The organism is Sorangium sp. So ce887 (assembly GCF_051521455.1).
Taxonomy (GTDB): Bacteria; Myxococcota_A; Polyangia; order Polyangiales; family Polyangiaceae; genus Sorangium.
The window spans coordinates 1,081,181-1,095,745 of the sequence record NZ_CP150354.1 but is presented as its reverse complement, the minus strand read 5'-3'; the positions used below and the strand labels follow the sequence as shown (position 1 = coordinate 1,095,745).

The window sequence follows — 14,565 nt, the reverse complement described above, 5'->3', positions numbered from 1 at the left end:
CCGGCACACGACATGTTGCTCGGCTGCAATCGAGCCGGGTCATTTCGTGAACAGGAAGCTCGCCGTCACCTGGGTGGTCACGCGGATCTCCCCGGGCTCGACCGGGAAGCCGGTCACCGTCTCCACGGCGTCGGCCATCATGGCCTTCTGCGCGTATCCGTAGCTCTCCGCGGCCACGGTCTTGATCGTGCGGAGGCCGCTCACCGTGACGTTCGCCGCGCCGGCCACCACCTTTGCGTTCTCCCGCGCGTCGCGCACGGCCGCGGCGAGCGCCAGCCTGTGCGCCTCCCGGGGCTTGCTCAGGAAGAAGTCGACCCCGCCGACGACATTGGCGCCCGCGGCGAGCGCCGTATCGAGGATACGCGAGCCGTGGGCGCGCAGCTCCTTGACGGTGACGTCGCGCAGGGCGACCGAGAGCCTGCTCTCCGCCTCGTAGCCGATGATCCGGGGCGGCGTGTCGTCCCCCGGCCTCTGGCGTTCCGGGATCGGCGTCACGGCGATCTCCACGGTCCGGACCTGCAACGCCTGGATCCCGAGGCCCTCCAGCGCCGCGATCACCGCCCGCGTCTTGCTCCCGGCCTCCGCGCGCGCCTGCGCCAGCGTCTCCGCCCGCACCCGGATCGAGATGCTCGTGCGCAGCGAATCCGGGTTCAGCATCACCTCCCCGTGTCCAGCGACCGTCAGGAGCCGAGATGCGGCCGCATTCTCCACATTTGCCGCCTGCGTACCCGCGCCCCCGACCGCGAGCGCGGGCGCGGAGACGGCGGATATCACGCAGGTCGCGAGCAAGGCGAAGAGTTTTGTCGTATTCGTCATGGGTCCCTCCATTCCGCGGAGAATCTAAGGCGGACGCATAAGGAAGCACAGGGCCTCGGCAGCGGATGCGCCATTGACGGCCTCCTGCGCGCCGCCAGGTTTCACGGGACGTGCAGAAGGCGAGGAGGTGTCCTGTATCGGATCGAATCATCGAACGGAACTCCAGCATTTCATGAAAGCGGGGCATTCAGGTTGCGAGCGTCGCCATCAACCGCCTCGTTCAGGGCTCGGCGCCGACTTCCTCTTCGCCGAGGCGGGCGAGGCCCGGTTCCTGGACAGCGCCGCCGCCATCAGGCCGCATGCTCGGGTACGAAGGGAGCACCGTCTCCTTGCCGCTCGCCGAGGCAATCGCCGCCTTCGGTGAGGATGCCGTCCGCTACTGCGGGGCGTCCAACAGCCGCGTGCGCGCCACGCGAGCACGCCGGCTCGGATGGGCGCCGAAGCGCACGTCGCTGTTGCACGAGATCGAGCAGGGCAGCTACCGCGAGGACTTCGCGCGTCCTTCCGACCCCACGCGGTGAGCGTCGACGCAGGCGTCGCGCGACGTGAGCCGCACGGGCGCGCGCCCATGGCGATGGCCGGGCGCTTACTCTGCTGCCGCCGGGAGGGGTGCCGGCGACGGGTCACGCCGCCGTCGGTCGTCTTCCTGGGCCGGCGTGTCTACCTTGAAGCGGTCGTCATCGTCGCCAGCGCGATCGCGCAGAGCCAGCGGGTGGACGAGACGCTGCCGAGCTCGCTGACGCACGCCTCGACCACCATCGCGACCGGTCGCGCTCCGCTTCGCAGGTGCAAGGACCGTCCGGACGTAATGTGGCCAGATCACCTGTTGACGCCGCCTTTTTGCTGCGAGATCGGATGCGCTCATCCGGATGGGTAAGAACAGGGAACACGGCCTGAAGGCGAAGGTGAGCGCGCTCGTGCTGTGCGGCGGGCTCGTGATGGTGCTCGCGTCGGCATGCGACTTGTCCTACACCTGCGACACAGTGGATCCAGGAAGCGCGGGTGCTGGATATCCGACAGAATCGGCAGGGGCGGGGGATTTTCCAAGTAACGGCAAAGCAAACGAAGGAGGGGGCGAAGACGTGGGCAGCGCACAGCTGGAGATGGCGGGGGCGTGCTCGCCGAGCAAGACATGTACCGACATGTTCGAAGCCTGCCAGGACAAGGGTTACCCGTGCACTCGTGAGATCGAGTACAAAAAGACTCTCGTGCGATTTGCCAGAGAAACTGCATCAACAAACATCCATATAAGTATTCGGAATGTTACGAATGCGGATTTGAGTGACCATGGCTGACCGCCCGACCCTTCGCAATGCGACCCATGTTGCCTTCGACACGCCGACGGCGGAGCAGCTGTTGCGCATGGGCGCGTCCAGCGTCGTGCCTGCGTCTGATTGCCTCGTCATCGGTCCGAGCCGCCAAGACGCCGAGGAGCATGCGCGCGCGCGTGAAATGTTTTGGGCTTCGTCCGAAAAATTCGACCGGCTACATTCGTCGGAGATCTGTTGGAAACCTCCAGTTGTCTTGTGGGCGTCGTCGAGCGTACACGAGCGGTTGAACCTGTGGAGAGCCTGTAGCTGGTTGCACCAGGTCGGAATCTCATACGATGAGGTGACGGTTATCGATTTTGCGCCACTGGCCATCTCACGTGAACTTGACGAGCCGGCGCCGATGTTCGAGTGCACAGATTCGGTATCTGATCGCTCTGACGCGATCCTTCTAGAGCGCCTCGACAAAGCGCAATCCTGGCCACGCGAGCGCTACGATCGCGCCGCGCAATTATGGGCCATGTACGCCGATGCGGATCCTCGACCCTTCGTTGAAAGTTGCGCCCGCGGCGTGGAAGGGTTCCCGGAGCTCGCTTCTTTGTGGGCCCTGCTCTCCTGCTTTCATGCAAGGAGGACTCCGGACGGTCGCCTGCTCTTGAGTCGATTCGACGAGCTCTTGCTGGAGCTCCTGTCAGAGGAATGGCGGACACCGCTCGCCGTGTTCTGCCATAAGTCGCAGCAGGGGACGGAGTTGCGTGGATTCCTGTCGTATACAGGAGATCTGTTTCTTGTCGATCGCCTGAATCATTGGGCGGACCACGACGCAAGCGCGGCTGTGGAGCGTGCGCCTGGACCGAAGCCGCCTAACGCTGGTTACCCGATGCTCTCGGAGGTCTATCGCCTCACCGAACGCGGGATGCGGCTCCGAGACAAGGGGCTCGATCAGCTCACGGATGCGCCAAGCCTGCCCATCGCCGGGACCGAGGCGTACTCGCCTTCGACCCCCTGGATGCTGCTCGAAGATGGACGGCTCGCTCGGCTGTGAGGCGTAGCGGCGGCTCCGCTCAATCGAGCGGCACCGGCCATGAGGCCGAATCGACCAGGTGATCGCGCGCGCCTACCCCCCGCTCGCGCGCGAGCGCCAGCGGGACAGGCCGGTAGAGCAGCGTGGCAGTGACGTTCGCCGTCCCCGAGCACCCCGCGGGGATCGCGAAGCCGTGCGAGGTCACCGCGACATGCCCCGGCGGGATGCGGTTATCGCTGGCGATGTCGACTGCGCGGTGCTGCGGCGCGTGCCGCGCGCCCGCCGGATCGACCAGCACCTTCGCGAAGGTGTATCCCGCGGCCCCGGCGAACGCGGCCGCCGGTCGCTCGGCATCGGCCGGCGGCGCCGGCAGCGGCGCGCCGAGGTAGACGATATCCCCGTCCTGCGCAGCAATGGCGCCGCTCAGCGTGATCCCGCCCCCGCCCGCGTCGACGTCGACAACCCGCGCCTCGCCCACCGGCGCGCGGATCTCGAGCCCCTTGTCGGCGGCGTCGAGCGACGGATCCGCGAAGCGGCCGACACCCGTGTAATCGTCATGCGCTCCGGTGGGGCGGACGACCCGCACCACGTCCCCTGCCCTCGCGCGCGCCGCGCCCTCCGGCCAGGCGAGCACGGCGCCCGTCAGCTGCGCGCCCGCGCCCGCGCCCACGCGCGCCTCCGCGAGCGCGCCGCCCGTGTCGTGCACCGTCATGCCGCTCGACGCCGCCATGGGCCCGCCGCAGGCCTCCGCGGCGACGAGGAGCACGAGCGCGCGCATCGGCTCCCCGGTCGGGACCGCGTGGCCCGAGAGCTCGCTGGCCAGGGCGACCGTGACCTCCAGCTCGCCCGAGACGACCGAGGCGGCGGCGATGCGGACCTCGACCGAGCCCCGGATGAGCGGCGGCGTGCCCTCCAGCGGGCCGCGGAAGATGTGCGAGAGGACCGACCCCGGCGGGCGGACGAAGCCCAGCGAGACGCTCGCGTTCGCCTCGGTCGCCACGTCGACGCTGTTCTTCAGCGACGGGACCCCCGGCATGTGACAGCCCTGGCACTGCGACGTGGGGCGGTTCCACGCGCTCCCGGCCCACTCGGAGAACGTCTCGTGAATCGGCAGCCCGTCGGGCCAGCGCGCCGGGTCGAGCGCCGCGCCCGGCAGGAGCGCCGCCTGCCTCTGCTCGTGGCAGCCGCCGCAGTACTCCGAGGTCGAGAACTTCGGCTGATAGCTCCCGCCCATGAACCTGTTCGGCACGTCGGGCCGCGGGCCGAACATCACCTCCAGGAGCTTCGACGAAGGATCCACGGAGATCCGCTCCCGCGGGCGCTGGATCATCAGCGCGCCGGCGACCCCGGGCGGCTTGCTCAGGTCGACGTCGCGGACCTTGTGGCAGACGTCACAGTGGTCGCCCTTCTCGAAGGCGATGCCTGTTGCGTCGAGCAGGTCGCGCCCGCCCGCGGGGCCGTCGATCCCCGCAGCGTGGCAGTCGGCGCACGCGCCGAACGCCGCCGGGCGCTCCGCCGCGGGCAGCGCGGGATCATCGCACGACGGCCGCGCCGCCCCGCCGCAGGAGGGGTTGAGATCCGGCAAGACGCCGCCCCCGAGGTAACACCGCATCGCGACGCCGGCCTCGGTCCCCGGAACGCGGCCGGCCTTCCAGCGCCCGCCCGCGGCCGCGCACGCCGCCTCGTCCTCGTGAGCCAGCGAGACCCCGGCGTAGACCGCCTGGAGGAGCGGGTTCCTGGCCGACCGCGCGTGCCCCGACTCGAGGAACTGGGCCACGAGCGTCGTGTGGCAGTGGTCGCAGAAGCGCGTCGAGTTGTGGGCGTCGCCCTCGCCCGGGTCGCCATAGGTGTAGCCGAGCGCGTTGTCCGGCGGCGACACGCGGCGCAGGGCGAGCTCCACCGGCCCGTCGGGGAGAAGCTCGAACTCGATGCCGTCGGTCCGATACTCGATCTTCGCGGCGACCACGGTTGGCTGGCCCGGGATGTCGCGCGTGATCTCGATGGAGAACGCGCCGTCCGGGCCGGTCAGGAGGGCCGGCTCCCCGCCGGCCTGCATCACGATGGCGCCCTCCAGCGGCGCCGCGCCGTCTGTGACCACGCCGGTCACAAGGAACGTGTGCGGCAGCTCCTCCGGGGCGCCCCCGAAGCCCGTGCCGATGCTCACGAAGGTGGTCGTCACGGACGTCGCGCCGGCGCCGCCCTGCCCGGCCGGCGGGGGCGGCGCCTCCGAGCACGCGCCGCCGAGCAGGCAGGCGAGGAGCGCCGCAGCGACCCTCGTTGCTCCGGGACGGCCCATCGCTCGACTCAGCTCTTCGCGCCGTCCGCGCCCGCGCCCCGGCGCTCCTCGCGGAAGTCGTCGGCGGACAGGCCGCAGCGGCGGAGCAGCCGGTAGAAGCTCTCGCGCTCGACGCCCGCGTGCGCGGCGGCCTTCAGCACGTCGCCCCGGAAGCGGCGCATCACGGCCTCCAGGTAGCGGCGGTTCATCTCCTCGCGCGAGGCGTCGACCGCCTCGCGGTACGAGAGCTGGGCAAGGTCGATGTCGCTCGAGCTCGTGAGCCGCAGCGGGCTCGCCCCCTGCACCTCGGGCGGCAGCGACTCCAGCCGGATCTCGCCCGCCGTCTCGACCACGAGCGCCCGCTCGACAGCGCTCTTGAGCTCGCGCACGTTGCCCGGCCAGCGGTACGTCTGGAGCGCGCTCATCGCCGCGGCCGAGAACCCGGTCACCACCGACCGCGGCTGCGGCGCCCGCTCGGCGAGGAACCGCTGCGCGAGCAGCGGGATGTCCTCGGCGCGGTCGCGGAGCGGGGGCAGCTCGATGACGCAGACGTTGAGCCGGAACCAGAGATCCTCGCGGAAGGCGCCCGCCTTGACCATCGCCCGGAGATCGCGGTGCGTCGCGCTGATGAGCCGCACGTCGACCTTGCGCTCGCGCGACTCGCCGATGCGCCGCACCGCCCGCTCCTCGAGCACGCGCGTGAGCTTCGCCTGGACCGTCGGCCGGAGCTCGCCGATCTCGTCGAGGAACAGCGTGCTCCCGTGCGCCTCCTCGAACAGGCCCGCGCGGTCGGCGACGGCGCCCGTGAACGAGCCGCGGGCGTGGCCGAACAGCTCGCTCTCGATGAGCGAGCGCGGGATGGCCGCGCAGTTGACCGCGATGGGGCGGAGCGACGCGCGCGACGAGTGCTCGTGGATGGCGCGCGCCACGAGCTCCTTGCCGGTGCCCGTCTCGCCGAAGATGAGCACGGTCGCGTCCGTCGGCGCCACGCGCTCGATGATCGTGTAGAGGGCCCGCATCGCGGGCGAGCGCCCCGTCATGGCCGCGAAGCCCTGCGCCTCCGGCGCGCTCGACTCGCCCTTCAGCACGGCGGCCTGCGCCGTCGCCCGCTCGACGAGCGCGCGCAGCTCGTCCGGGTCGAACGGCTTCATCACGTAGTCGTAGGCGCCCTCGCGCATCGCCTGGACCGCGGTCGGGACCGACGCATACGCGGTCATCAGGATGAACGGCACCCCGGGCCAGCGCGCGCGCACCGCCCGCAGCACGTCGAGCCCGTCCCCGTCGTTCATGCGCAGATCGCAGAGCACCGTTGTGACCGGCTCGGTCTCAAGGACCTGGAGCGCCGTCCGCACCCCCCGCGCCGTCAGGACCCTGGCGCCCTTGCCGAGCACCTTCGAGAGCAGCGTCAGCATGTTCGCCTTGTCGTCCACGACAAGCACCGTCGGCTTCATGCGCGCTCCTGGCTCTCCCTTGCTTCGTCGACGAGGACGCCCGGCAGCTCGACCACGAACCGGGAGCCGCCCCCCGGCCTGGGCTCCGCCCGGATCGTCCCGCCGTGCGCGGTGACGAGACCATAGCAGACCGCGAGACCGAGTCCGGTGCCGTCGCGGCGGGTGGTGAAGAACGGCTCGAACAGCCGCTCGCGCGCCTCGTCGGGGACGCCGGCGCCCCGGTCGAGGACCTCGATGAGGTACCCGCCGTCAAGCCGCCTCCCGCGCACGACGATCTCCTCGTCTCCCGCGGTCGCCTCGCGCGCGTTGGCCACGAGGTTGACGACGACCTGCCGGATCCGGAGCGGATCCACCGCGATGAAGGCCGGCTCGGCGTCCACGCAGAGGCGCGGGTCGCCCCGCCCGGGCGGCCCGTCGCAGTGCGAGGCGGCGTCCCGGAGGAGCTCGTCGGCCTGCACGGGGCGCGGCGCGAGGACCGGCGAGCGCGCGTACATGAGCAGCTCCTCGGCGATGCGCTGGCAGGCCGCCGCCTCCTCGTCGAGGATCGAGAGCTCCTCGCGGAGCTCGGGCGTCCCTGCCTCCTTCACCATCGTCTTCACGTAGCCGCGGATCACGGCGATGGGGTTGTTGATCTCGTGCGCCACGCCCGCGGCGACGCGCCCGACCGCCGCGAGCCGCTCCGAGGCGACAAGGCTGGCCTCGGCGCGCGAGAGCGCGTCCAGCATGCGGTTGAACGCGTCGGCGACCGCCGCGAGCTCCACGGCCGCGACCGGCTCGACGCGCGCGCTGCGATCCCCCGTGGCGACGCGCTCGGCGACGCGCTCGAGCGAGGCGAGCGGCGTGGAGAACGAGCGCCAGAGGTTGCGCCCGGCGATCAGGGCGAGCGCGGCGGCGAGCGCGCAGACGGCCGTCGCGAGGATCAGCGCGAACCGGATGAACTGCTCGGCCCGGCGCTCCGCGGCGAGGGCGCGCTCGTCGTAGTGCCGCGCCAGGCGGTCGGCGTGCTCGGTCATCCGGTCGACGAGCGCGTTCGCGCGATCGTGCGCGTGGTGGACAGCGTGCCAGTCCTGCCTGTCGATCGCCGGGAGGATCTCCTTCGCGAAGAGCTCGCTGAGCTCGCGGCTCGCCCTGCCGATGTCGTCGAGCTGCGCGGCCGCGTCGGCGCCGAGGCTGGGCCGCAGCTCGGCGAGCTTGTCGCCGAGCTCGCTCACCCAGGCGTCGTGGTGCGCGACGTGGGAGCGGTCGCGCAGGATGATCGTGTGGGCCTCGTGGATGTACTGCTCGCGCGCGGTGACGCTGAGGAGCGCGGCCCGGCGGGACGCGACCTCGAGGTCGTGCGCCTCGAGGATCGCGCGGCGGGACGCGAGGCCCGTGAGCACCGTGGCGGCGCCGCTCGCCACCACCAGGGCGACGAGGAGGCTGATGACCAGGAGCAGCCGGCGGCGGAGCCGATAGAGGCGCTGCGGAGCGGGAGGCGGAGCCATGGCCGAGGACACCGCCCGCCGCGTCGCAAGCCGCGTACCGGGGCCGCGAGAGGCGTCCTCGGCCCCGATCCGGCCGGGCGACGCGCTCGCCGATCCCGGCGAGGGGGCGATCTGTGACCGAGAGGGTCACAACGCGGTGACCCTCGAGGTCACTGAGAGAGCGATCTGCCGCACCGGAGCGCGGGATCTGCGCGTGTGGCGTCTTGGCGCGCTCGTTGCTCGGGGGCATGCTCTCCCGGGCAAGAACCTCGGCTCCAGGAAAGCACGATGCGCCAAATCCTTTTCTCATTGCTCGTCTCGATCCCGCTCCTGGCCTGTTCCACGAAGGAGGCGCCTGGCCACGACCACGCGAAGGCCGGCCCAAAGCAGGGTCCCGCGGCGGCGCCGGCGCCGGCGCCCCACGACCACGCCGCGAGCGAAAAGCGCCCTCACGCGGATCACAACCCCCGCCACGGAGGCCTGGTCACCATGGAGGGCGACAACCACGTCGAGGTCGTGGTCGGGGCCGACGGCGCCGTCGACCTCTACGTGAGCGACGCGGTGCGGACGCCGATCCCGCCGAAGGACGTCGCCGGCACCATCACGATCGAGCCGAAGGGGAAGGAGAAGAAGACCCTCCCGCTCGCGCCGGACGAGGCGAAGGGGTCGCTCTCGGCGAAGGGCCCGGCGCCGGACAAGGCGGATTACACCTGGGATCTGAAGGTGCGCGGCGCGCCGATGAAGATGACCCTCACGGTGCCGGCCGGAGGCACCGCGGCCTTCGCCGACACGCCGGCGCATCACCCGACCGGAGAGCACGCCCACGGCTCGCCCCACGGCGGCGTCGTGCAGTCGCTCGGGGACGGCCACGTCGAGGTGAAGCTCGAGAAGACCGGCGACATCACGGTCTGGATGCTGGACGCGGGCGAGAAGCCCCGCTCGGCCAAGGGCGTCACCGCGAGCCTCCGCCCCGTCGTCGCGGGGGCGAAGGAGGTCCAGCTCGCCTACGACGAGAAGGCCGACGTGCTCCGGGGCAAGGTCGATCCGGTCCAGCAGGATCACCTGGACGGGGTGCTCAGCATCACGCCGGCCGGGGGCGCGGCGGCCTCGCTCCGGTTCGCGTTCCACCTCGAGGGGCACGGCCACACGGGGCACGAGGGGCACGGCCACGACGGGCACGGGCACTGAGATGACGACCCCGCGGCACCGGCGAAATCGGGGCGTCGCTGCCGCCGCCCTGGCCGCGGCGCTCGCGCTCTGCGCGGCGGCCCCGCGCGCCCTCGCGCACGGGGGCGAGGACCACACGGCGCCCGCCGCGCCGCGCGCCGCGAGCACCGGGACGGAGCACGTTGTGTCGGGAGAGACAGCGAGGTTCTCGGTGGTGGTGAAGTACCCGGCGCGGAAGGCGGAAGGCACGCTGCCCGCGCGCGTCTACGTGGCCCGCGCCGACTCCAGCGCGCCGGTCGAAGGCGCGCGCGTCCGGCTCGAGCTGAAGGGCGGGCTGACCTTCGCCGCCGACGCGGCGAAGACGGGCGCGGCCGGCGTGTACGAGCTCGCCCTCCCCGCCGCCGCCCCGGGGACGACGGCCAACGGGGTCGTGTCGGTCGAGGCCGGGGACGCGTTCGACCTCGTGATCGTCGGCGATCTCCGCTTCGGCGCCGCTCCGCCCGCCGCGGCGCCGCCCGCGGCGGCGTCGGCCCCGGGGGTGCCCGCCGGCAGCCTCGCCGTCGGCGCGGGCGCGCTCGCCGTGCTCAGCGGCGCGATCGGGTATGCGCTCGGGCGGCGCGCGCGGCGGAAGCCACCTGCGGGAAGCGAGCCTCCGGAGGGCCGGCCCGCGCTCTCGCAGGTGGCCTCGTGAGCCGCGCGCGCCCGATCACCGTCGGCGCCGTCGCCTCGGCGCTCGCCGTCGCCTCGGCGCTCGCGTCCTTCGGCCTCGAGGAGCGCGCCGACGCGCACGGGGGCGAGGATCACGGCGCGCCGGCGAGGCCGTCCGCGGCGACGGCGGCGGATCCGAACGTGGCCCACGTGTCGATCGAGACGCAGTTCCTCCTGGGGCTCCGCACCGAGCGCGCGCGGCGCGGCGCGCTGGCGGCGGGGCTCGGGCAGATCGGCACGGTGATCGCGCGCCCGGCCGGCGAGCTCGCCGTGGTCGCCCCGACGGCGGGCCGCCTCTTCCCGCCCGAGGGAGGGTTCGTCCGGCTCGGCGACGAGGTGAAGAAGGGGCAGCCGCTCGCCACGCTCAGGCCGAGCCTGGGCGGCGCGGAGAGCGCGCAGCTCGGGCTGTCGCGCAGCGACGCCGCGTCCCGGGTCGCGGTCGCCGACGCGCGGCTCGGCGTGGCCGAGCGCGAGCTCGCGCGGCGCCGCGAGCTCCGGGGCCTCGTCGCCGAGAAGGAGATCCAGGCCGCCGAGGCCGAGGTCGAGATCGCCCGGGCCGAGGCCGCGCGCGCCCGGGCGGACGTCGGGGCGCTCGCGGGCGGGGCGGGCGCGCAGAAGCTCGGCGCGACGATCGACGGCACGGTGGTCTCCGGCCGCGTGAGCCCGGGCGCCCAGGTCGCCGAGGGGACCGAGCTCTGGCGCATCGTGGATCTCGCGACGCTCTGGCTCGACGTCCGCATCCCGGAGGCGGACGCGGCGCGCCTCTCCGGCGACCGCGCCGAGGCGGCGCTCGTCGCGGATCCCGCGGCGCGCTTCGAGGCGAGGCGCCTCGCCGTCGCCGCGCTTGTCGACCCGGCGACCCGCACCGTCCAGGCGCTCTTCGAGATCGACAACAAGGACAGGCGCGCGCGGGTGGGCGCGCTCGTCCACGTGCGCATGGCCGGGGGCGCGGCCGTCGAGAGCGTTGTCGTCCCCGTGTCGGCGCTGCTCGATCGCAGCGGCGCGCCCACGGTGGTCGTGAAGACAGGCCCCGAGACGTTCGAGCTGCGCGCCGTCGCGGTCGGGCCGAGGTCCGCCGGCGCCGTGGGGATCACGGCGGGCGTCGCCGCGGGCGAGCGCGTTGTCGTCGAGGGCGCCATGACCGTCCTCCTCGCCGCGGGGGGCTAGCCGCGACGATGTTCGACGCCCTGATCCGCTTCTCGCTCAGGAACCGCCTCTTCGTCCTCGCCGCCGCCGCGCTTGTGCTCGTCTACGGGACGTACTCGCTCCTGAAGCTGCCCATCGACGTGTTCCCCGACCTGAACCGGCCCACGGTCACGCTCATGACCGAGGCGCCGGGCCTCGCGCCCGAGGAGGTGGAGACGCTGGTCACGATCCCGCTGGAGCGGGCGATGAACGGCGCCCCCGGGGTCGAGCGCGTGCGCTCCACCTCGGGCGTGGGGCTCAGCGTCGTCTACGTCGAGTTCGACTGGTCCACGGACATCTACCGCGATCGCCAGCTCGTCGCCGAGCGCCTCGCCACGGTGACCGAGCAGCTGCCGCGGGGGATCACGCCGCAGATGGGGCCCGTCGCCTCGATCATGGGGGAGATCCTGCTGATCGGGGTGCAGGGCGAGGGCGTCTCGCCGAGGGTCCTGCGGACGCAGGCCGACTGGGTGATCCGGCCGCGGCTGCTCACGATCCCCGGCGTCGCGCAGGTGATCCCCATCGGCGGCGAGGTCCGCCAGATCCAGGTCACCGTCGATCCGGCGAGGCTCGCCGCGGCGGCGGTGTCGCTCGACGAGGTCGCGCGCGCGCTCGCCGGCGCGAACGCCAACGCGACGGGCGGGTACGTCGACCGGCGGGGGCTCGAGTTCCTCGTCCGCACGCTCGGCCGCGCCCGGACCGAGGCGGACATCGCCGCCACGGTCATCGCCGTGCGGAACGGCACGCCGGTGGCCCTGCGGCAGGTCGCGACGGTCGAGGAGGCCGCGCGGGTCAAGCGGGGCGACGGCTCGATCGACGGCAAGCCCGCGGTCATCCTCTCGGTGCAGAAGCAGCCCGGCGCCGACACCGTGGCGCTCACCGAGCGGATCGACGCGGCGGTGGCCGAGCTCGAGAGATCGATGCCCGCCGGCGTCACCCTCAACCCGCGCCTGTTCCGGCAGGCGACCTTCATCGAGAGCGCGATCCACAACGTGGCGGAGGCGCTGCGCGACGGCGCGATCCTCGTCGCGATCGTCCTGTTCCTGTTCCTGCTCAACCTCCGGACGACCGCGATCACGCTGACCGCCATCCCGCTCTCGTTCCTCGTGAGCGCGCTCGTCTTCCGGGCCGCCGGCCTGTCGGTGAACACGATGACCCTGGGCGGGCTCGCCGTGGCGATCGGCGAGCTCGTCGACGACGCCATCGTCGACGTCGAGAACGTGTGGAGGCGCCTGCGCGAGAACCGGGCGCTCGCCTCGCCGAGGCCGCCGCTCGACGTCATCCGCGACGCGTCGAGCGAGGTCCGCGGCTCGATCGTGTTCGCGACGATCCTCGTGGTCCTCGTCTTCGTCCCCCTGTTCGCGATGAGCGGCATCGAGGGGCGGCTCTTCGCCCCGCTCGGGATCGCCTACATCGTGTCGATCCTCGCCTCGCTGGTTGTATCCCTGACGGTCACACCTGCGCTTTGCTCGGTTCTCTTGCCGTCGATGAAGCAGATGAGCCACGAGGACGGCTGGCTCGTTCGCAAGCTCAAGGCCGCGGATCGCCGCGTGCTCGCGGTGTCGTTGCGGCACCCCGGGGCGGTGATGGCGGCCGCGGGCGCGCTGGTCCTCGCGGCGGCGGCGGCGGTGCCGCTGCTCGGGGCCGAGTTCCTGCCGCCGTTCAACGAGGGGACGCTCACGGTCAACGTGGTGGCCAGGCCGGGCACGTCGCTCGCGGAGTCGAGCCGGCTCGGCACGCTGGCCGAGCAGCTGATGCACGAGGTCCCCGAGGTCGTCTCGACAGGGCGGCGGACCGGCCGGGCCGAGCTCGACGAGCACGCGGAGGGGGTCCACTACACGGAGATCGACGTGGATCTCGCCGCCTCCGGGCGGGCGCGCGAGGCGATCCTCGGCGACATCCGGGCGGCGCTCGACAGGATCCCCGGCGTGGCGATCAACGTGGGCCAGCCGATCTCGCACCGGCTGGATCACCTGCTCTCGGGCGTGCGCGCGCAGATCGCGGTGAAGATCTTCGGCGAGGACCTCGGTGAGCTGCGGCGCCTGGGCAAGGCGGCGCGCGACGCGATGGAGGCCGTCCCGGGGGTGAAGGATCTCCAGCTCGAGCCGCAGGTGCTGATCCCGCAGATCGCCATCCGGGTGGACCGGGAGCGCGCCGCGCAGCTCGGCGTCAACGCGGGTCAGCTGTCCGAGCAGCTCGAGCTGGCGCTCGCGGGCGGCACCGTCACGCAGCTCCTGGAGGGCCAGCGGACCATCGATGTCGTGCTCCGGTACCCGCCGGAGCTCCGCGAGGACACGGACGCCCTGCGGCGCGTGCTCGTCGACACGCCGAGCGGCGCGAAGGTCCCGCTCTCGGAGCTCGCCGACGTGACGGAGAGCGCGGGACCGAACCAGATCAGCCGCGACGACACGCAGCGACGGATCGTTGTGTCCGCCAACGTGGCCGGGCGCGATCTGGAGCGGGTGGTCGGCGAGGTCCAGCGCGCGGTGGGCGCGATCCCGAGGCCGCCGGGCTACCACGTGACGTACGGCGGGCAGTTCGAGAGCCAGCGATCGGCGTCGCGGCTCATCGGGCTGCTGTCGATCGCGAGCCTCGCCGGGATGCTCGTGGTGCTCTATTCGCAGTTCCGCTCGTGGACTGTCGCGCTCCAGATCCTGCTGAACATCCCGCTCGCGCTTGTCGGGTCGGTGCTCGCGGTCGTCCTCACCGGCGGCGTCCTGTCGGTGGCGACGCTCGTCGGGTTCATCACGCTGTGCGGGATCGCCTCGCGCAACGGCATCATGATGATCTCGCACTACATCCACCTCATGAAGGCCGAGGGCGAGCCGTTCGGCGAGGCGATGATCGTGCGCGGCTCGCTGGAGCGCCTCGTCCCGGTGCTGATGACCGCGCTCACGGCGGCGCTGGCGCTCGTGCCGATCGCGCTCTCGGAGGGGCAGCCGGGCAAGGAGATCCTGCAGCCCGTGGCGGTCGTGATCCTCGGCGGGCTGCTGTCGTCGACGCTGCTCGATATCATGGTGACGCCGGCGGTCTTCTTCCGGTTCGGCAGGGCCTCGGCCGAGCGGCTGGCGCGCGCCCCGGAGGTCGCGAGCGGGGACACGCGTCTTCGACGAGACGCCGGGCCCGCGGATGGATAGCAGCCAGCGCCGCAACGCCCTTCATCGACACGAGTCCGAGCGCGTCGTGTTCGACGCTGGGCCTACACCCA

Annotated in this window: 11 protein-coding genes; 7 read left to right on the top strand and 4 right to left on the bottom strand. The window is 72.4% G+C overall.

Going from position 1 to position 14,565, the window contains the following annotated elements:
• Positions 1-39: 39 nt before the first annotated feature.
• Positions 40-816 (bottom strand): SIMPL domain-containing protein, encoded by a 777-nt coding sequence (locus WMF36_RS04165; protein WP_437578304.1) that lies wholly within the window; start codon positions 814-816, stop codon positions 40-42.
• Positions 817-1,145: 329 nt separating this feature from the next.
• Between WMF36_RS04165 and WMF36_RS04160 the strand changes: the two genes are divergently transcribed.
• The 3 genes from WMF36_RS04160 (at position 1,146) to WMF36_RS04150 (ending at position 3,129) form a co-directional block, all read left to right on the top strand.
• Positions 1,146-1,337, top strand: a complete 192-nt coding sequence (locus tag WMF36_RS04160) for a hypothetical protein (RefSeq protein ID WP_437578303.1) — start codon at positions 1,146-1,148, stop codon at positions 1,335-1,337.
• A gap of 348 nt (positions 1,338-1,685) precedes the next feature.
• Entirely contained in the window at positions 1,686-2,111 is a 426-nt protein-coding gene (locus WMF36_RS04155) for a hypothetical protein (RefSeq protein ID WP_437578302.1), read from the top strand.
• Positions 2,104-3,129 carry a hypothetical protein gene (locus tag WMF36_RS04150; RefSeq protein WP_437578301.1) on the top strand — a complete coding sequence of 342 codons (1,026 nt, stop codon included), beginning with the start codon at positions 2,104-2,106 and terminating at the stop codon, positions 3,127-3,129. Before WMF36_RS04155 ends, WMF36_RS04150 begins: the two co-directional genes overlap by 8 nt.
• Positions 3,130-3,148: 19 nt before the next feature.
• Here the strand turns inward: WMF36_RS04150 and WMF36_RS04145 are convergent, their stop codons facing one another.
• The 3 genes from WMF36_RS04145 to WMF36_RS04135 are packed head-to-tail and all read right to left on the bottom strand — an operon-like array spanning position 3,149 to position 8,318.
• Positions 3,149-5,404 (bottom strand): hypothetical protein, encoded by a 2,256-nt coding sequence (locus WMF36_RS04145; RefSeq protein WP_437578300.1) that lies wholly within the window; start codon positions 5,402-5,404, stop codon positions 3,149-3,151.
• Between the two features lie 8 nt (positions 5,405-5,412).
• Complete coding sequence (locus WMF36_RS04140) at positions 5,413-6,834, bottom strand: sigma-54-dependent transcriptional regulator (RefSeq protein ID WP_437578299.1); 1,422 nt, start codon at positions 6,832-6,834, stop codon at positions 5,413-5,415.
• Positions 6,831-8,318 (bottom strand): sensor histidine kinase, encoded by a 1,488-nt coding sequence (locus WMF36_RS04135; RefSeq protein ID WP_437578298.1) that lies wholly within the window; start codon positions 8,316-8,318, stop codon positions 6,831-6,833. Before WMF36_RS04135 ends, WMF36_RS04140 begins: the two co-directional genes overlap by 4 nt.
• Before the next feature lie 267 nt (positions 8,319-8,585).
• Between WMF36_RS04135 and WMF36_RS04130 the strand changes: the two genes are divergently transcribed.
• Genes WMF36_RS04130 through WMF36_RS04115 form a run of 4 tightly spaced genes read left to right on the top strand, consistent with a single transcriptional unit; the run spans position 8,586 to position 14,494 of the window.
• Positions 8,586-9,485: a hypothetical protein gene (locus tag WMF36_RS04130; RefSeq protein WP_437578297.1), complete on the top strand. Its 900-nt coding sequence runs from the start codon at positions 8,586-8,588 to the stop codon at positions 9,483-9,485.
• A gap of 1 nt (position 9,486) precedes the next feature.
• Entirely contained in the window at positions 9,487-10,155 is a 669-nt protein-coding gene (locus WMF36_RS04125) for a hypothetical protein (protein WP_437578296.1), read from the top strand.
• Positions 10,152-11,339 (top strand): efflux RND transporter periplasmic adaptor subunit, encoded by a 1,188-nt coding sequence (locus tag WMF36_RS04120; RefSeq protein WP_437578295.1) that lies wholly within the window; start codon positions 10,152-10,154, stop codon positions 11,337-11,339. Before WMF36_RS04125 ends, WMF36_RS04120 begins: the two co-directional genes overlap by 4 nt.
• Before the next feature lie 8 nt (positions 11,340-11,347).
• Positions 11,348-14,494 (top strand): efflux RND transporter permease subunit, encoded by a 3,147-nt coding sequence (locus tag WMF36_RS04115; protein WP_437578294.1) that lies wholly within the window; start codon positions 11,348-11,350, stop codon positions 14,492-14,494.
• Positions 14,495-14,565: the final 71 nt, after the last annotated feature.